This window comes from Arthrobacter sp. MYb224, assembly GCF_002975455.1.
In the GTDB taxonomy this organism is placed as follows: domain Bacteria; phylum Actinomycetota; class Actinomycetes; order Actinomycetales; family Micrococcaceae; genus Glutamicibacter.
On sequence record NZ_PCPU01000002.1, the window covers coordinates 355,906 to 373,821 of the forward strand.

At 65.3% G+C, this 17,916-nt stretch carries 14 protein-coding genes; 8 read left to right on the forward strand and 6 right to left on the reverse strand.

Annotated elements, in window-relative coordinates:
- Nucleotides 1-159: 159 nt before the first annotated feature.
- On the forward strand, nt 160-324 hold the full coding sequence (locus CQ017_RS18035; protein WP_176484196.1) for a hypothetical protein: 165 nt from the start codon (nt 160-162) through the stop codon (nt 322-324).
- Between the two features lie 114 nt (nt 325-438).
- On the opposite strand, the gene CQ017_RS04840 is transcribed toward CQ017_RS18035, so the two are convergent.
- The 4 genes from CQ017_RS04840 to moaA all read right to left on the reverse strand — a co-directional run bounded on the left by CQ017_RS04840 (nt 439) and on the right by moaA (nt 6,745).
- Nucleotides 439-1,947, reverse strand: a complete 1,509-nt coding sequence (locus tag CQ017_RS04840) for an FAD-dependent oxidoreductase (protein ID WP_255248455.1) — start codon at nt 1,945-1,947, stop codon at nt 439-441.
- Entirely contained in the window at nt 1,944-4,094 is a 2,151-nt protein-coding gene (locus CQ017_RS04845; protein ID WP_105552766.1) for a molybdopterin oxidoreductase family protein, read from the reverse strand. The genes CQ017_RS04840 and CQ017_RS04845 overlap by 4 nt, the downstream gene beginning before the upstream one ends.
- Nucleotides 4,095-5,462, reverse strand: a complete 1,368-nt coding sequence (locus CQ017_RS04850; RefSeq protein ID WP_105552767.1) for an MFS transporter — start codon at nt 5,460-5,462, stop codon at nt 4,095-4,097. It lies immediately after the preceding gene.
- Nucleotides 5,463-5,701: 239 nt separating this feature from the next.
- Nucleotides 5,702-6,745, reverse strand: a complete 1,044-nt coding sequence (gene moaA, locus CQ017_RS04855) for a GTP 3',8-cyclase MoaA (protein WP_105552768.1) — start codon at nt 6,743-6,745, stop codon at nt 5,702-5,704.
- Nucleotides 6,746-7,367: 622 nt separating this feature from the next.
- Between moaA and CQ017_RS04860 the strand changes: the two genes are divergently transcribed.
- The 5 genes from CQ017_RS04860 to xdhC all read left to right on the forward strand — a co-directional run bounded on the left by CQ017_RS04860 (nt 7,368) and on the right by xdhC (nt 14,335).
- A complete protein-coding gene (locus CQ017_RS04860; RefSeq protein ID WP_105552769.1) occupies nt 7,368-7,853 on the forward strand; it encodes a nucleoside deaminase in 486 nt (161 codons plus the stop codon).
- Between the two features lie 11 nt (nt 7,854-7,864).
- Nucleotides 7,865-9,379: an NCS2 family permease gene (locus CQ017_RS04865; RefSeq protein WP_105552770.1), complete on the forward strand. Its 1,515-nt coding sequence runs from the start codon at nt 7,865-7,867 to the stop codon at nt 9,377-9,379.
- A 287-nt stretch (nt 9,380-9,666) separates the two neighbouring features.
- On the forward strand, nt 9,667-11,172 hold the full coding sequence (locus CQ017_RS04870) for a xanthine dehydrogenase small subunit (RefSeq protein WP_105552771.1): 1,506 nt from the start codon (nt 9,667-9,669) through the stop codon (nt 11,170-11,172).
- Nucleotides 11,169-13,523 (forward strand): xanthine dehydrogenase molybdopterin binding subunit, encoded by a 2,355-nt coding sequence (xdhB, locus tag CQ017_RS04875; RefSeq protein ID WP_105552772.1) that lies wholly within the window; start codon nt 11,169-11,171, stop codon nt 13,521-13,523. Before CQ017_RS04870 ends, xdhB begins: the two co-directional genes overlap by 4 nt.
- Nucleotides 13,524-13,525: 2 nt before the next feature.
- Nucleotides 13,526-14,335: a xanthine dehydrogenase accessory protein XdhC gene (gene xdhC, locus CQ017_RS04880; RefSeq protein WP_105552773.1), complete on the forward strand. Its 810-nt coding sequence runs from the start codon at nt 13,526-13,528 to the stop codon at nt 14,333-14,335.
- A 30-nt stretch (nt 14,336-14,365) separates the two neighbouring features.
- Here the strand turns inward: xdhC and mmuM are convergent, their stop codons facing one another.
- Nucleotides 14,366-15,331 (reverse strand): homocysteine S-methyltransferase, encoded by a 966-nt coding sequence (gene mmuM / locus CQ017_RS04885; RefSeq protein WP_258133494.1) that lies wholly within the window; start codon nt 15,329-15,331, stop codon nt 14,366-14,368.
- 128 nt (nt 15,332-15,459) lie between these two features.
- Between mmuM and CQ017_RS04890 the strand changes: the two genes are divergently transcribed.
- A complete protein-coding gene (locus tag CQ017_RS04890; protein WP_105552774.1) occupies nt 15,460-16,902 on the forward strand; it encodes an amino acid permease in 1,443 nt (480 codons plus the stop codon).
- A gap of 118 nt (nt 16,903-17,020) precedes the next feature.
- Nucleotides 17,021-17,779, forward strand: coding sequence for a hypothetical protein (locus CQ017_RS04895; protein ID WP_181148412.1), 759 nt, complete (start codon nt 17,021-17,023; stop codon nt 17,777-17,779).
- Here the strand turns inward: CQ017_RS04895 and CQ017_RS18340 are convergent.
- Nucleotides 17,776-17,907 carry a hypothetical protein gene (locus CQ017_RS18340; RefSeq protein ID WP_258133495.1) on the reverse strand — a complete coding sequence of 44 codons (132 nt, stop codon included), beginning with the start codon at nt 17,905-17,907 and terminating at the stop codon, nt 17,776-17,778. The genes CQ017_RS04895 and CQ017_RS18340 overlap by 4 nt on opposite strands.
- Between the last annotated feature and the right edge of the window lie 9 nt (nt 17,908-17,916).

A 17,916-nucleotide genomic window follows, 5' to 3' on the forward strand; every position in this document is an offset into this window, starting at 1 on the left:
TAGGCATACGCCTGACTGTTCTGTCCTAAATTGGGCATGGCCGCGTCAGAAGAAGTTAATGACCTTGGCTAGCCGGGCGCAGAGGCCGGTGGTTGGTTCGCACAGGCATACCTCACTGAGATCGCCGATGTAGAGAATGCCGAATACATAGGTGCAGAAATGTCCACCGAATCTAAGCGGCAAGTCATTTGCTACCTTGCGCAGTCCATTGACAGTACGGACATTTCCACCTGGGCAACGAGTCCGGAAGAGCCGTTGGACAAGGGGCAATTGAATAACTGGCAGAAGATTGCTCGGAAACTTCGAGAAGTTTCCACGCTGTAGTGATGCGAGATCAAATTCGACTGACGGATTTCGCGAGGCCCACCCAAGCTCGTCGGCGAAGGCAAGGGATCTTTCAACCGCTCAGCCGGTATCCGGTTTCGGATCAGGCGGTCTTCACGCCGGAACTGGCGTCTTGAGCAGCGCTTCGATCACCGCGCGGCAGCCGCCGCAACCGGTGCCTGCCCGGCAGGACTCGCCCACTTCGGCCACCGTGGCGCACCCTGCCTCCACCGCATGGGCCACCTGGCCGTGGGTGGCTCCGGAGCAACGGCAGAGCTGGTCATCCGGTCCCGGTGCCCCCGCAGGTTCCAGCATTCCGGGATCATCAAGCCGCAGCAGCGTCGAACGGTCCGCGGGCAGCGTGCTGCCGCGTTCGTAGCTGAGCACCAATTCCGCGCTGGTTCGCGGCAGCCCCATGGCGAGGAATCCGGTGAGAACCCCTGCCTGCGACACCATTTTCAGGTACTTGCCCTCTGCCGGATCGGCGAAGACGGTGACCTGGCTGCCGGACTCGTCCCAAAGCCCGGCGGAGATGTCTCCGCCCGCGGCCACTTCAAGTCCTTGGCCCTTGAGCATCAGGACATCCGAGGATTCCAGGGACGGAGGTGCGAGGCTGATCGGATCGTGCAGGCTTGGATCGGCCGGTCCCGGAGCCGGGGTGCTGAGCATATATTGGGCCAACCAGCCTGCTTGGGCCCAACCAGGGGCGAGCAGGCCCACCGGCGCTTGGCCGGCGACCTCGGCGCAGTCGCCGATGGCGAAGATGCGATGTTCGATGTCCGCGGCGAGATATTCGTTGGTCTTGATTCCGCGGTTGACCGCTAGCCCGCAGCTGGAGGCCAGCTCGGTGCGCGCACGCACTCCGGTGGACAGCACCAGGGCTGCTCCTTCGATGACGCCGTGGGTTTGCGTGACCAGTCCGGTGAATCCGGTTTCATCCTTCTGGATTCCGGTGGCGCGAGCCTCGGAGATCACCTCGACACCGGCGGCGCGCAGGCTGCGGATCAGCAATGTGCCGCCGTCGGCATCCACCACCCTTCCCAAGGGGGCCGGCCCGTGGTGGATCAGCACCGGCCGATGCCCGGCTTCGGCCATGGCCAGCGCCGCTTCGATGCCCAGGACTCCGCCGCCGAGCACCAGCACCCGGCCGTTGCCCTGCAGAACCTTGTTGAGGTTCATCGCGTCTTCCAGGGTGCGCAGTGCGAACACACCCTGGGGGAGTCTGGCCTCGGAACGCGGGTCGAAGTTCAACCCGTTCAGTGCGGGGATCGTTGGCCGGGCGCCGGTGGCGAAGACCAACCGGTCGTAGCTCAGCGGACCGGCGTCTTCGAGCAGGACCTGGCGGCGGGAACGGTCTACGCGCTTCACGGTGCGGCCCAATTGCAGGACAACCCCGGCATTGCGCAAGCGGGTTTCATCGACCATGCCCAGGTGCTCGGCGCGGGTGGCGCCGACGGCGAGCTCCGCGAGCAGCACGCGGTTGTAGGCCAGGTGCTTTTCGGATGACACCACGATCAGCTCTATGGTTCCGGCGGTCACTGCGGGCAGCAGTCCCTCAACGAGGGAGGCAGCCACCGGGCCGAAACCGATGATGACAATGCGTTCCTTGGTCTGCAAACTCAAGACTCTTCTCCTAAGGGGCATAGCGAGACGGGGACATGCTTGAACTCGGGCATGGCGCTGAGCGGATCGACGACCGCGGGAGTCAGGATGTTCGCGTTATTCTTGCCGGGAAAATGGAAGGGAAGGAAGACGGTGTCCAGGCGAATCTTGGTGGTCAGCGTGGCGCGTGCGACCATGTCGCCTTGGCCGCTGCCCACCCGCACCCGCTGGCCGTCGGTGATGCCGTGGCGCAGCGCGGTGGCCGGATGGATTTCCAGTCTGGCGTCCGGGGCCGCCGCCTGCAGCTCGGCCACACGGCGGGTTTGCGCACCGGACTGGTAGTGTTCCAGCAACCGGCCGGTGACTAGTGATATTGCGCCGGGCCGGGAGTCCTGTGGCGCAGTGGCCGCTGGATAGACCGCGACGAGCTTCGCCTTGCCATCGGGATGGGCAAAACGTTCCAGGAAGAGCCTCGGCGTACCCGAACGGACCCCCGGCTCCCGGGAAATTGTTGCTGCGGCAGGGCAGGGCCAATAGATGGCAGCCCCCGCATCGAGGTCATCCCAGTCCACGCCCGAGTAGTCCGCCAGCCCTCCGGCTGAGGCGCGGCGAAGCTCCTCGAAGACCTCGCGGGCGTCGGTGGAGAAATGGCCGGGGGAGTCCAGACGCTTGGCGAGTCCGGCCAGAATCCACAGTTCGCTGCGTGCCTGGCCTGGTGCGTCCAGGGCGGCCCGGCGGCGCAGCACCCGCCCCTCCAAGTTGGTCATGGTTCCTTCCTCTTCGGCCCACTGCAGCACCGGGAGCACCAGATGCGCCTCGGATGCCGTTTCGGAAAGGAAGAAATCGCAGACCACCAGGAAGTCCAGCCGGCGCAACCCCTCGATAACCCGCGAGGCATCCGGGGAGGAAACGGCCGGGTTGGAACCGTGGACCAAAAGCATGCGCGAGCCCTGCTCGGTGCCCAAGGTGTGCAGCAGCTCGGCGGCGGGAATTCCGGGACCGGGAATGATCTCCGGGTCAACTCCCCAGACCTTGGCCACATGCCTGCGGTGTTCCGGGTCGGTGATCTTGCGGTAGCCGGGCAGTTGATCGCACTTTTGCCCGTGCTCGCGCCCGCCCTGTCCGTTGCCCTGTCCGGTGATGGTGCCGAAGCCCCCGGCGTTGCTGCCGGGCAGGCCCAGCAGCAACGCCAGATTGATGGCTGCGGTGGTCGTGTCGGTGCCGTTGGCATGTTGTTCCACCCCGCGGCCGGTGAGGATGTAGACCGGGCGGCCCTCGTTTTTTGCGCTGCTTGCGGCGTCGGCCAGCGCGCGAGCGGTGCGGCGGATCTCGGTGGCCGGAACGCCGGTAGCCTTCTCGACGCGTTCGGGCCACCACGCGGCCAGGGAGCTGCGCAGCTGCGCCAACCCGTTGGTCCGGTCTTCGAGATACCGTTCGTCCGCCAGCGATTCGGCGAGCAGCACATGGGACAGGCCCAGCAACAGCTGCAGATCGGTGGCGGGGGTGGGCTGCAGATGCCATCCGGCCCCGTTGGCCGAGAGCTCGGCGGTGGCCGAGCGGCGCGGATCCACCACGATCAGCCCCCCGCTGCTCCGGGCACCCTCCAGATGGCGGACGAACGGCGGCATGGTGTCCGCAACATTGGAGCCGAGCAACAGGATCATCCCGGCCCCGTCGAGGTCGGCCAGCGGGAATGGCAACCCCCGGTCCAAGCCGAAGCTGCGGTTGCCGGCCATGGCGGCCGAGGACATGCAGAACCTGCCGTTGTAGTCGATGCGCGAGGTGCCCAGCGCCAACCGGGCGAACTTGCCCAGCTGGTAACCCTTCTCATTGGTCAATCCGCCGGCGCCGAATACCGCCACCGCATCCGCGCCGTGCGCGGCCCGGATGGCGGCGGCGCGTTCGGCAATCAAATCCAGTGCCTCTTCCCACCGAATGGGCGCATAGGAGCCATCTGACTGGCGCAGCAGCGGCTGGGTCACCCGGTCGGGGTGGCCCAGCAACCGGGCGGCGCTATGGCCCTTGCGGCACAGCGCCCCGCCGTTGGTTTCGAAGTTCCGCCCCTTCAGCTTCACCGGTTCGGCTGCCTGCGCGGTGGCGGCAGATTCCAGGGTGATGCCGCATTGCAAGGCGCAGTAGGGGCAGTGCGTATCGGTGCGGGAGGCCATCTAGATTCCTTGCTGTGCAAAGATGGTGCCGCGGCGTACGTAGCAGAACCAGGTCACTGCCATCAGCAGCAGGTACAGCCCGACGAAGACGCAGAATGCCGGGAGGTAGGATCCGGCTCTGGAGACCGAAAGCCCCAGGGCCTGCGGGACCAGGAACCCGCCGTAGGCGCCAATGGCCGAGATCAGGCCCAGGGCGGCCGCGGATTTGCGGGCCGCTCCGACGCTGTCCTTGCCGATATCCGCCCGCAGGGCGAAGACGGCCGGGATCATTCGGTAGGTCGAGCCATTGCCCACGCCGCTGGCGGTGAACAGTACCAGGAAGAGTCCCAGGAACACCCAGAAGTTCGAAGCCGACAAGGTGAGGACCAGCCCCACGGTGATCAGCGCCATCAGCGACAATGAAGCCAGCGTGATGCGCGCGCCGCCGAAGCGGTCGGCGAGCTTGCCGCCGTAGGGGCGGGCCAGGGAACCGACCAGCGGGCCGAGGAAAGCCAGGGTAATCGTGGCGGTGCCCAGCGCGAAGCCGGAATATTCGGTGAACGTATCGGCGATCAGCTTCGGGAATACCGCGGAGAAGCCAATGAACGAACCAAAGGTGCCGATATACAGGGACGAGATGATCCACAGATGCGGTTCGCGCAGGCAGGCCAGGGCTCCGCGCAGATCCGAGCGCGCATTGGACAGGTTATGCATATTGCGCAGGGCGCCGAAGGCGGCGAGCAGGATGAACGGGATCCAGACGATGCCGGCCATCGGCAGCTGCAGGGAGCCTGCAGCGAATACGGTGATGGCTACCGGGACCAGCAGCTGGGCTACCGCCGCCCCGAGGTTGCCGCCGGCGGCGTTCAGGCCCAAGGCCCAACCCTTTTGCGCCGCAGGGTAGAAGTAGGTGATATTGGCCATCGAGGAAGCGAAGTTGCCGCCGCCGAACCCCGCAAGGCCTGCCAGCGAAAGCATGACCCAGAACGGGGTGTCGGTATTTGCGACGGCAAGGGCCAGGCCGCCGGCCGGGATCAGCAGCAGCAAGGCCGAGACGACGGTCCAGTTGCGTCCGCCGAAACGGGCCACCATGAACGTATAGGGAATGCGCAGGGTGGCACCGACGAGGCTTGGCATGGAGATCAGCCAGAAGAGCTGGGAGGTGCTGTATTCGAAACCGGCCGCCGGCAGGTATACCGCGACGATGGCGAATAGCTGCCACACCACGAAGCCGAGGAATTCGGCGAAGATCGACCAGCGCAGGTTGATTGCCGCGGTTTTCTGGCCCACGCTATTCCAGAATGCGGGGTCTTCGGCGTCCCAGTTGTTGATCCAGCGTCCCTTGGACAACTGAAGCGACGCGTCGGCCGTAGCGACACCGCGACCCATCTGGGGTTCTGACTCTATCTTGATACTCACGCGAATCGTTCCCTCTCGCTGCTGGCTGGTGCTTTCAGCTTTCCAGAGGGGTATTTCGCCTAGGTGCGCTCGGTGTTGCACCCAAGGGAATTTAAATTCACGGCGCTTGCCTCAGCGGCGATAGGTCCACGTAACTTGTTCGAAATCAGCGGTGTTGTGCCTAGTGGCAGCTCATATTTCTGAGAGTCTCAGGCGGTGCACCGACGGAGTTACCCGCCGATATACGACATCTCGATGCGCTTGCGGTCCCCTGGCTCCAAGGCGGCGCGCAGCTCCGAATAGTTGTCATCGCGTTTGCTCCACAGCCCGCCGAGCGCCAAGGCGATGTCCCGGTCGGTGGCATCCGAGCGCAGCAAGGCGCGCAGGTCCGTGCCTTCGGAGGCGAAGAGGCAGGTGTACAGCCGGCCTTCGGCCGAGACCCTGGCCCGCGTGCAATCGCCGCAAAAGGCGCCGGTGACCGAGGAAATGACGCCGATTTCACCCGACCCGTCGGCGTACTTCCAGCGTTTGGCGGTCTCTCCCATTTGCGTTGGCGCGGCGGGTTCGAGCCGGTGCCGGGCGGAGATCCGCTCGATCACCTCGGCGGAGGGCACAACCTCTTCCAGCTGCCACTGGTTGGAGGCTCCGACGTCCATGTATTCAATGAATCGCAGCACATGCCCGGTGCCGCGGAAGTGCTCGGCGAGGTCGAGGATTTCGTCGTCGTTGACTCCGCGCTTGAGCACGGTATTGATCTTCACCGGGCCGAGGCCGGCTAGTGCCGCCGCGTCGATGGCGGCAAGAACCTTGTCGACCGGGAACTTGACGTCGTTGATGGCTTGGAAGCGCTCGTTGTCCAGCGAGTCGAGGGATACCGTCACACGGTTCAGCCCGGCCTCTTTGAGCGCGGCCGCCTTGATGGCCAAGGCCGACCCGTTGGTGGTCATCGCGAGATCTACCGGTTTTCCTTCCGGCGTGCGCAGCGCCGCCAGCCGGGAAATCAGGTCCTCGATTCCGCGCCGCAGCAGCGGCTCGCCGCCGGTGAGGCGAAGTTTGCTGACGCCGAGGGACACCGCGATACCCGCAAGCCGTTCAATTTCTTCGAAGCTCAGCAGTTCCGAGCGTTCGCGGAACTGGAAATCCTTGCCGAAGACTTCCTTGGGCATGCAGTAAACGCAACGGAAATTGCACCGGTCGGTCACCGAGATCCGCAGGTCTCGCAATGCTCGGCCGCGCGCGTCTGCCACTTTGATGGGGTCTACGTTCAGAGCCACGGTGCACCTCCTGAAAAGTTACTGATTGGGTGACTTCAAGCTATTGACATGGGAAGACTGCATCCGCGCAATGTGCGAAGCTACCGAGGTGGTAGGTCAACATTGAATTCTTGAGGCCTGGCCGCCGATGGTCCGCGGCGAAAATTCGATGTCGCCAAAGGGGCGCCGGCAAGAGACAAGTGATTCGAAGTCGAGAATACCTTGGATCGTGTTGACCCGCATCACTTCGACCCACTTTGACCTCGGAAGTCGGCCGGCAGCGCAGCTGCCGCATTTGCTTCGTCGATCGGACCGCCTGCCCTGGCGGGCCGAGACGCAAGGTTTTTGTCGATTTCTTTGCTTCCTCCAGCTTCCGCCGCTGCTGGCCATCGGCACTTGTCGGCGCCGAAACGGGGTGGAATCCGAGCGGGCAAAATGTTCATGATGCGAAAAAGCTATTTCAAAAAAGTGTTGCGCAGGTCACATTCCGTTGATAATCTCGTAGCTGTCTATGGCGGGCACCCACCTCTGGGTCGCTATCTACCGGGCGTGCAACTGATCTATTTCAGCAGATGAGTACGGTCGGCGCCCGAGATAAACGGGACCGTTCGGCTGGCTTGTCCGAAGCATGAGGAGCCACGCGATGAGCGTTACTACCACTGGCCAAGACTATCTTTCGATGGCCATCGATATTGCCACCACCAATGTCCGCAACAACGGAGGTCCTTTCGGAGCCGTTGTTGTCTCTGCCTCGGGGCAGATCTTCGAGGGAGTCAACCGCGTCACCGCGAACAACGACCCCTCCGCCCATGCCGAGGTGGTGGCCATCCGCAACGCGGCCGCCGCGCTGGGCACCTTCGACCTGAGTGGATGCGTGCTCTACAGCAGCTGCGAGCCGTGCCCGATGTGCCTGGCCACCTCGCTGTGGGCGCGCATCGACAAGGTCTACTTCGCCGCCAACCGGCACGACGCCACCGACGCTGGCTTTGATGATGCGGTGTTCTACGAATACTTTGAACCCAATTCCAGCCGCGCGCTGATGCCGGTGGATTGTTTCCAGAGCGCCAGCAAGGAGCATTTGAAGCCTTTCCAGGAATGGGACTCGCTAGAGACCCGGACGGACTATTAGGGGACCGGGCCATGACTATGACAAGTCGCCCGCAAGCCGAACCGAAAAAAACGGGCAATGCAGCCAAGCCGGGTAGTCTGCAGGCGCGCCCCGGCGGTCCACGCAATCTGCTTGATGCGTACTTCCGGATCAGCGAACGTGGTTCCACGCTCGCGCGGGAATTTCGCGGTGGAATCGTCACGTTCTTCACGATGGCCTACATCGTCATTCTCAATCCCTTGATCCTCGGCGGATTCAGCGCCGACGCCGCACCGGTGGATGTCGCCGGAACCTGGCTGCCGGCAGCGCAGGTCGGGGCCATGACCGGGCTGACCGCCGGGGTCATGACCATCATGTTCGGGGTGATCGCCAACCTGCCCTTTGGGCTGGCCGCCGGCTTGGGCATTAACTCCTTCCTCGCGGTCTCGGTCATCCAGGAGGTCACCTGGGCCGAAGCCATGGGGCTGGTGGTGATCAACGGCGTGCTGATTGTGATCTTCGGAATGACGGGCATTCGAACCGCCATCTTCCGCGCGATCCCGAAGGACCTGAAGGCCGCGATTACGGTGGGCATTGGCCTGTTCATTACCTTCATCGGGTTCGTGGACTCCGGCTTTGTCACCCGCACACCCGCAGGTCCTCCGGTCCAGCTGGGAGATGGCGGATCGATCGTGTCGATCCCGACGATGATCTTTGTGATTGGGCTGCTGATCATGGGCGCGCTGGTAGCCCGTGGAGTGCAAGGCGCGATCCTGATCGGCATCGTGGTCTCCACCGTGCTGGCCGTCGCCGCGGAGCTGGTTTTCAAGATCGGTGCGGGCAGCGCGGATAACCCGCACGGCTGGCATCTGAACATCCCGGTGCTCCAGGGGCAGGTGGTCGCGCTGCCGGACATGTCGCTGGCCGGCGACTTCGATCTCTTCGGTTCCTTCTCCCGCATCGGTGCGCTCGCGGCGACGATGCTGGTCTTCACCCTGGTGTTCACGAATTTCTTTGACGCCATGGGAACCATGACCGGGCTGGCCAAAAATGCGGGCCTTGCGAAAAAGGACGGCACCTTCCCGAGGCTCAAGGCCGCATTTGTGGTGGAAGGCCTGGGTGCGGTCGCCGGCGGCATGGGGTCCTCATCCTCGAATACCGTGTATGTGGATTCGGCCGCCGGCATCGGGGAAGGGGCGCGCACCGGCTTGGCCTCCGTGGTCACCGGGGCGTTGTTCCTGGGGTCGATGTTCTTCACGCCGCTGACCTCGGTGGTGCCCATCGAGGTGGCCGCCGCGGCGCTGGTGCTGGTCGGCACCATGATGTGCGCGCAGATCCGCGAGATCAATTTCAAGCGATTCTCCTCGGCTCTGCCCGCCTTCCTGACGCTGATCACCATGCCGCTGACCTACTCCATCGCCAATGGCATCGGGGCCGGGTTCATCGCATGGGTCGTGGTGAATACCGCGGCCGGCGGCTACAAGAAGATTCACCCGTTGATGTGGGTGGTTGCCGCCGGGTTCTTGGTCTACTTCGCCCGCGGGCCGATCACCACCCTGCTTGGCTGAGCAGGTGATGAATAAAAGTTGACATTAGTTGCTGTGATGCACTTCACTTAGAATGAATGAACTTGATTTTCCATGATCCGAAATTTGGAGGCTAATCATGGCTGGTTGTGTTGCCTGGTCCAAGGGCCAGATCGCGCACGGAGACTAATCGTCGCCGCGCGCGGAGGGCTGCCCTCCGCGCGCAGCTCATCGAGTGTTTCCCCGGGCTGGGCCCCGGCGGAAACTAGTCAACCATCCAAATCATTCATAGTGCGCCTGAGCTCTCAGGTGCAGGAGGTGTCAGCGGCATGACCGCCGAGACAACGGAAAAATCGAGCTGCCAAATAACCGTCAACGGAACCATCCGTGAATTCGATGGCCCGCCGCATACCAACGCGCTGGATTTCCTGCGTAGCGAAGGGCTCATCGGGTGCAAGGAGGGATGCGCGGAGGGCGAATGCGGCGCCTGCTCGATCCTCGTGGCCCGCAGCGACAGGCAGGGGACCCGCTGGACGGCGTTGAATGCCTGCCTGCTGCCGGCCGCATCGCTCGACGGGCAGGAAGTCATCACTTCCGAAGGCCTGGGCAGCGTGGAAAACCTGCATCCGGTGCAGGAGGAGATGGCCAATCGCGGCGGATCCCAGTGCGGTTATTGCACCCCCGGATTCGCCTGCTCCATGGCCGCCGAATACTACCGCCCGGAGCGAATCGCCAATACCGCAGTCATCGCGGAGCACGGCGAGGAGCACCGGTGCGGACCCAATGGATTCGATCTGCATTCGCTCTCTGGCAACTTGTGCCGCTGCACCGGGTATCGACCCATTCGTGACGCGGCCTATGCCTTGGGCGCACCGGATGCACAAGATGAGCTTGCCACCCGGCGAGGGCAAGCCGCACCGGCGGCGGTGTCCACCGATATCACGCGGGTGGACACCCCCACCGGAAGCACCGGTCGCTTCCGGCGCCCGGCCAGCCTGGACGCGGCCTTTGGCATCCTGGCCGAGGAACCCGAAACCCTGCTCGTGGCCGGAGGCACCGACTGGGGTGTCGAGGTCAATCTCAAAGGTGCGCGGGCCCGCTCGGTGCTGGCCATCGACCGGCTTGCCGAATTGCGCCAAATTCACTTCGGCGAAGACTATATCGAACTCGGCGCCGCCTGCACGCTGAGCGAACTCGAACGTCTTCTGGCCGGCAAGATCCCGTTGCTCGGCCAGCTCTTCCCGCAGTTCGCCTCCCGGCTCATCCGAAATGGCGCCACCCTCGGCGGCAATTTGGGCACCGGTTCGCCGATCGGGGATACCCCGCCGGCGCTGCTGGCGCTGGAAGCGGACCTCGTGCTGGGCAGCGCCTCGGGCAGCCGCATCGTGCCCTTGGCGCAGTACTTCACCGGGTACCGGCAGACCGTGCGCGCCGCCGGGGAACTGATCACCGCGATCCGCATCCCGCTGCCGCTGGCGGCACTGACCAGCTTCCAGAAGATCTCCAAACGACGCTTTGACGATATCTCTTCGGTGGCCATCGGCTATGCGGTGAGCGTGGAAAACAACTACATCACCAAGGCCCGCATCGGCTTGGGCGGAGTGGCCGCCACTCCGCTGCGAGCTACCGCCACCGAAGCCGCCTTGGAAGGCAAAGAGTGGTGCTTGGCGACCATCCATGCGGCCGCCGAGCAGATGGCGCAGGAGGGCACCCCCATGGATGACCACCGGGCCAGCTCAAGCTATCGAAAGGCGATGCTGAAGTCCTCGCTGGAGCGTTTTTTCGCCGAACAGCTCGCCCGCACCAACGCAGCAAAGGGGGAGCAGATCTCATGAGCCAGCTTTCACAACGCCCGGAATCGCCGGTAGTCGGCCAGCGCCAGCGCCACGAATCCGCGGCCGAACACGTCACCGGCAGCGCGCGCTACACCGATGATCTGGCGCAACGGCTCACCGGGGTACTCCACGCCTACCCGGTGCAGTCCACCGAAGCCCACGCCAAGATCCTGGGCCTCGATACCAGCGGCGCCAGCGCAATTCCCGGGGTGGTGCGGGTGATTACCGCCGCCGATATCCCGGGGGTCAACGACCAGGGCGCCAAACGCGACGAACCCATGATTCCGGTCGACGAGGTGATGTTCTACGGCCAACCGGTGGCCTGGGTGCTCGGCGAAGATCTGGAAGCCGCCAAGGCCGGGGCGGGGGCGGTCAAGGTGGACTACGAGCCGCTTGCCTCGCTGATCACCATCAAGGAAGCCATTGCCGCCCAGAGCTTCCACGGGATCAAGCCCACCATCGACAAGGGGGATATTTCCGGGGCCTTCGCCGACGCGGCACATGTCTTTGAAGGGGACTTCGAATTCTCCGGCCAGGAGCATTTTTATCTTGAGACGCAGAACTCGCTCGCCCTGGTTGACGAGTCCGGCCAGATATTGATTCATTGCTCCACCCAGCACCCCACCGAAACCCAAGATATCGTCTCCCATGTGCTCGGCATCCCGGCCCATGAGGTGACGGTGCAGGTATTGCGGATGGGCGGCGGGTTCGGCGGCAAGGAAATGCAGCCGCACGGCTACGCGGCGCTCGCCGCGCTGGGCGCGGTGCTCACCGGGCGTCCGGTGCGGGTTCGCTTGAACCGCACCCTGGACATGACCATGACCGGCAAGCGCCACGGGTTCTACGCGACCTGGAAGATCGGCTTCGACGCGCAGGGCAAGATCCTGGCCTTGGATGCCGGCCTCACCGCGGACGGCGGATGGAGCCTGGATCTGTCCGAACCGGTGCTTACCCGTGCGATGTGCCATATCGACAACGGCTACTGGGTCCCGAATATCCGGGTGCGCGGACGGATTGCCAAATGCCATAAGACCTCACAGACCGCATTCCGCGGCTTTGGCGGGCCGCAGGGCATGCTGGTGATGGAGGACATCCTGGGCCGGGTCGCCCCCAAGCTGGGGATCGCTGCCCGCGAGCTGCGCCGGCGCAACTTCTACGCGCAGGGTCAGGACACCCCGTACTACCAGCCGGTGCGCCATCCCGAACGGCTCGACGCGGCCTGGCAGCAGGTCCTGGAATCCGCCCAGATCACCCAGCGCGAGGCGCAAATCAGCGAATTCAACGCGCGCAATGAGAACACCAAACGCGCCCTGGCACTCACCCCGGTGAAGTTCGGGATCTCCTTCAACCTCACCGCCTTCAACCAGGGCGGCGCCCTGGTGCTGGTCTACAAGGACGGCTCGGTGCTGGTGAACCACGGCGGCACCGAGATGGGCCAAGGGCTGCATACCAAGATGCTGCAGGTCGCGGCCACCACCTTGGGAGTGCCGCTGTCCGCGGTGCGCATCGCGCCAACCCGCACAGACAAGGTGCCCAATACCTCGGCCACCGCCGCCAGCTCCGGCAGCGATATCAATGGCGGGGCCGTGAAGGACGCTTGCGAGCAGATCCAGGCCAGGCTGGCGCAGGTCGCCGCCGGCAAGCTTGGCGTTCCGGCGCATGAGGTGCGTTTCGGCAACGGAAAGATCACCGCACTGGGCAAGAGCCAGGAGCTGAGCTGGGAAGAAACCGTGCGGGACGCCTACTTCCAGCGCATCCAACTCTCGGCCGCCGGGTTCTACCGTACCGAGGGGCTGCACTGGGACCTGAGCCAGATGTCCGGCACCCCGTTCAAGTACTTCGCCTACGGGGTGGCCGCCAGCGAGGTGGAGGTCAGCCGCTTTGACGGGTCCTACACCCTGGCCCGAGTGGACATCGTCCACGACGTGGGCGACTCGCTCTCGCCGCTGGTGGACCTGGGGCAGATCGAAGGCGGTTTCGTGCAGGGCGCCGGGTGGCTGACCCTCGAAGACCTGCGCTGGGATACCTCCGATGGTCCGGGACGTGGACGAGTGGCCACCCAGGCCGCGAGCACCTACAAGATCCCCAGCTTTTCCGAGATGCCCGAGGAATTCAACGTTTCGCTGCTGGACAAGGCCCACGAGGAGGGCGCGGTGTACGGTTCCAAGGCGGTCGGAGAACCGCCGCTGATGCTGGCCTTCTCGGTGCGCGAAGCGCTGCGGCAGGCGGTGGCCGAATTCGGACCGGCCGGCTGCTCGGTGCAGCTGGCCTCGCCGGCCACACCGGAGGCGGTGTTCTGGGCCATTGAATCCGTGCGCGAGCCGAACCTGATCGAGGAAAAGGTGCGCTAGCCATGCTGTCCTGGATCGAAGCGGTCACGGCACTGCGCAATGAGCGGCGCACGGCGGTGCTGGTCACCGTCACCGCCGTGCGCGGCCATGCCCCGCGTGAAGCCGGCGCGAAGATGGTGATCGCCAAGGAAGAAATCTTCGGCACCATCGGCGGCGGCAATCTGGAAATGGCGGCCATGGAACGGGCCCGCGAGATGCTCGCGCAGGGCGAAAGCCAGCCGCAGGGTATGAGCCTGCGGCTGAACGACAAAGCCCCGGCAAAATACGGGCGCCAATGCTGCGGGGGAGAGGTGAGCCTGCTGCTGGAGCCTTTGCCGGTGCCGGCCACCGTGGCGATCTTCGGGATCGGCAACGTGGGAATGGAACTTGCCCGCATCCTCTCCCGGCATGAGCTGGAATTGCATTTAACCGACTCGCGTCCCGAGTTCCTCCAGTCGCTGGCGGCTATGGAACCCGGCGTGGCCCGTGTGCATGCGCAGGTGGCGGTGCTGGGCGAACAGGTATTGAGCTGCCTTCCGGAAGGCGCCCATGTGCTGATCATGACCCACGACCATGCCGAGGATTTCCATTTGTGCGATGCGGCCTTGCGGCATCCGGGGCTCGGATCGATCGGGCTGATCGGTTCGAAGGCCAAATGGGCCCGCTTCCAGAAGAACCTGGCCGCCAGCGGTCACGGCGAGGCGAAAATCCAGCAGATCCAATGCCCCATCGGCTTGGCCGAGGTCTCGGGCAAGCAGCCGGCGGTTATCGCAGTCAGCGTGGCCGCCGAGCTGCTGGCCAGGATCAGTTCCACCAGCAAGGTGCATGCCTGAGATCATGTGATCCGCCGCCAGCGGCAGGGATCAGCCCTTCAGGCGTCCGAGTTCGTTGCCGACCCGGGTGATCTGCTCGGGGCCGACCTGGCAGCACCCGCCGATAATGCGTGCGCCGGAGGCGATCAGTTCGGGCACCGCGCCGGGCAGATCGGTGCCCGGGGTCCCCGGAAGCCAGCTCCGGGCCTCGCGGTCCCAGATTTCGCCGCTGTTCGGGTAGGCCAGCAGCGGAAGATCCGTCAGCTCGCGCAGCACCTTCAGGGCCGCGACGGCTACGGGCACCGGGCAGCAGTTCACGCCGAGGGCGGCAAAGGCGCCGGAATCGTTGGCGATCCGGGCCGCCTCGCGCAGGTCGCTGCCGTCTCCCAGCACCAGCTGTCCGTCCGCGGCGGTGCGCACCGCGAGGCTGAGCAGCACCGGCAGGTCCAATCCGGCCGCCTCCCCGGCCAGCGCCTGGACTTCGGCCAGGCTCGGCACGGTTTCACAGATCAGCACGTCTGCGCCGGCATCGGCCAGGACCCGCAGACGCCCGCGGTGCCAGTCGGCCAGCTCGGCGACGGTGCGCCCATAGGCTCCGTCGTATTCGGTGCCGGACCCCGGACCGGCGCCGTAGGGTCCCACCGAGGCGGCCACCCAGCGCGCCGGTGAACCGTTCGCCGCCTCGCGGGCCAGCCGCACGCTGGTGCGCAGCAGCTCCTCGGCCTGCGCGGCGGTCTGCTCGGTGCTCGCACCTTTGCTGGTGTTCGCCAGGCCATCGATGCTGACCTGGTAGGAGCAGGTGGTGGCCAGTTGCGCGCCGGCGGCGAAGAAGTCGGCGTGGGCGGCGCGGACCTCCTCGGGGCGGTCTTTGAGGATCTGCGCGGACCACAGTTCGCCGCTCACGTCATTGCCGCGCTGCGCCAGATGGGTGCCGAGCCCGCCGTCCAAGAGCAGCGGCGCGCTGTCTGCGGCGCTCAGCGCCTCGCGGAAATTGAGGGTTTCACTGGGATTTTTCACTTTCCGAGGGTAACCCGGTGATGGCTTGATGACCGATTATGACGGTCCGTGACAGGCCATGACGAGGGCTGCGCGGAGCAGGGGCACGGCAGTTATTCTTCAAACGCATTCATTTCAGAAGGAGCCCCATGTCCGAGCTCAGCGCGCCGCCGGCGCAGCAGCCTCCCGCCCGCTCTACTCCGGGCGTTTCGCCCGGCGAATCCGGGCTGCGCAGAACCATGACCTCCCGCCACCTGGTGATGATCGCGCTGGGCGGGGTGATCGGCTCGGGGCTGTTCGTCTCTTCGGGCTACACGATTGCGCAGGCCGGACCGCTGGGCGCCGTGCTGGCCTACGCGGTGGGCGCGCTGGTGGCCTATATGGTGATGAGCGGGCTCGGGGAGCTGTCCGCACGCCATCCGGTGGCCGGCGGGTTCCACGCCCACGCCACCCGCGACCTCGGCCCGGCCTGGGGTTTCACTACAGCCTGGCTGTACTGGATGTGCTGGGCGGTGGCGCTGGCCAGCGAGTTCACCGCCTCGGGCATCCTCATGCAGCGCTGGTTCCCCACGGTGCCGGCCTGGGTATTCGCCCTGCTCTTCGCGGCCCTGCTGTTCGCGCTGAACGCGGTGTCCTCGAAGGTCTTCGCCGAAACCGAATTCTGGTTCTCGCTGATCAAGGTGGCCGCCGTGGTGCTCATGATCGTGGTCGGCGCGGCCACGATCCTCGGCATCAACCCGGCCAGCGAGGCGGGCCCGCTTGGCCTGGCGAACTTCGATACCGGCGATGGGCTGTTCCCGACGGGGATCAGCGGCGTGCTGGTCACCATCCTGGCGGTGTTCTATGCCTTCAGCGGCACGGAGCTGATCGGTGTGGCCGCCGGCGAGGCCAAGAACCCGGAACTGAGCATCCCGCGGGCCATCCGCACCGCCGTGGTGCGCCTGGCGGTGTTCTTCATCGGCGCCATCGTGGTGATCGCCGCGATCGTTCCCTTCGCCGAGGCGGGCGCAAACGAGAGCCCATTCGTCACGGTGCTGGATGCCGCAGGGCTGCCGGCCGGGGCCGACATCATGAACTTCGTGATCATCACTGCATTGCTCTCCGCGGGCAACTCCGGACTGTATTCCTGTGCCCGGATGCTGCACGCCATGGGCGCCGCAGGCCAAGCCCCGGCGGTGCTCTCGAAAACCAACCGCCGCGGCGTGCCGATGCTGGCGCTGTGCCTGTCGCTGCTGGGCGGTTTGGCCTCCCTGCTCTCCGGGGTCATCGCCGCGGACTCGCTGTTCCTGGCGCTGGTCTCCATCTCCGGGTTTGCGGTGGTGGCGGTGTGGATCGTGATCTGCGCTTCGCACCTGTCCTTCCGCCGGCACCATGTGGCGGTGCACGGCGGCACCGATTCGCTGCCCTATCGGGCCCCGCTGTTCCCGCTGCTTCCGATCCTGGCGGTGCTTCTGCTGGGCGCCTCGCTGGTCGGTGTGGCCTTCGACCCCGTGCAGCGACCGGCCCTCTGGTTCGGGGTGCCATTCACCCTGCTGTGCTTGGGCTACTACCGCTGGCGCCACGGGGCCGGGGTGTTCACCCCGGCGCGCTGAGCGGGCGCTGTGAAAACGCCGGACCCGGGAACTCTGCGCGGCTCTGGGGAGTTTAACGGGGCCGAGGCGGGCGGAAATCGTGCCGCGGATCCACCAAGGAAATGAGGACGTTGTGGCAATGTTCGACAAGCTATTGCGCAAGGGAAAGCAGCTGGCCGGGGAGTATGTCCGGGAACAGCTGAACCAGCGCAGCTCCACCGGCCAGCAAAACAACCAGCAGGATCCGCGCGACAGCCGAAGCCAATCCGGGTACGAAAACCGGGACTACCCGAACCAGCAAGGCGCGGTGCAGCCGCGGACGGCCGGTAGCCAGGGCGCATCACGCGAGGACCAGGCGGCGATCGAGAAGTACCGCTACATGCTGCGCACCGCGCCGCCGCAGGATATGGAACGCGCCCACAGCGAGGCTTTTGCCCGGTTGACGGTGTCGCAGCGCGAGCTGCTGCACGCCGAGCTGGCCGAGCAGCTGCCGGCCGCAGAGCGCCCGGCCTCGCAACGGCCGGAGGATCTGGCCCGGGCCGCCACCCGCGCCGAGGTATCCCGCCCGGGCTTCATGGACAAGCTCCTCTCGCGGGGCGGTTCGGGACGGAAATCCATGGGCGGCATGGCCGCCGGCGCGGCCGGCGGGCTCGGAATCGGCCTGCTGGGCGGTGTGGCCGGAGCCTTCATCGGCACCGCGATCGCCGGACCGCTGCTCGATGGCTTCGCGGGGATCGGCGAGGAATTCGGCTCGGCGGCCGAGGGGCTCAGCGATTCCTTCGCCGGAGCCGGCGAACAGTTCTCCGCGGCCGGAGAGGGCCTGGGCGACCAGGCCGGTGGCGCGTTCGGGGACTTCCTGGGCGGTGCCGGAGGAAGCTTCGGGGACTTCGAGTTCTAGCACTGGCATGGACCGGCCGCCGTGCATCCTGAACTCGCTGCCAGCGGGAACTCGTGGCTCTTGACCTGCGGGAAAGAGATCTTGAAGATCGGTCCGCCGGCCACCACGAACACGATCTTGCCCGGCATTATGGAACA

Bases quoted from the DNA above. Each gene is read 5' to 3' on its own strand.
- CQ017_RS18035 (WP_176484196.1), top strand. From the start codon at position 160: ATGTCCACCGAATCTAAGCGGCAAGTCATTTGCTACCTTGCGCAGTCC.
- CQ017_RS04845 (WP_105552766.1), bottom strand. From the start codon at position 4,094: ATGGCCTCCCGCACCGATACGCACTGCCCCTACTGCGCCTTGCAATGC.
- CQ017_RS04850 (WP_105552767.1), bottom strand. From the start codon at position 5,462: ATGGGTCGCGGTGTCGCTACGGCCGACGCGTCGCTTCAGTTGTCCAAG.
- CQ017_RS04860 (WP_105552769.1), top strand. From the start codon at position 7,368: ATGAGCGTTACTACCACTGGCCAAGACTATCTTTCGATGGCCATCGAT.
- CQ017_RS04865 (WP_105552770.1), top strand. From the start codon at position 7,865: ATGACTATGACAAGTCGCCCGCAAGCCGAACCGAAAAAAACGGGCAAT.
- CQ017_RS04870 (WP_105552771.1), top strand. From the start codon at position 9,667: ATGACCGCCGAGACAACGGAAAAATCGAGCTGCCAAATAACCGTCAAC.
- xdhB (WP_105552772.1), top strand. From the start codon at position 11,169: ATGAGCCAGCTTTCACAACGCCCGGAATCGCCGGTAGTCGGCCAGCGC.
- xdhC (WP_105552773.1), top strand. From the start codon at position 13,526: ATGCTGTCCTGGATCGAAGCGGTCACGGCACTGCGCAATGAGCGGCGC.
- CQ017_RS04890 (WP_105552774.1), top strand. From the start codon at position 15,460: ATGTCCGAGCTCAGCGCGCCGCCGGCGCAGCAGCCTCCCGCCCGCTCT.
- CQ017_RS04895 (WP_181148412.1), top strand. From the start codon at position 17,021: ATGTTCGACAAGCTATTGCGCAAGGGAAAGCAGCTGGCCGGGGAGTAT.
- CQ017_RS18340 (WP_258133495.1), bottom strand. From the start codon at position 17,907: ATGCCGGGCAAGATCGTGTTCGTGGTGGCCGGCGGACCGATCTTCAAG.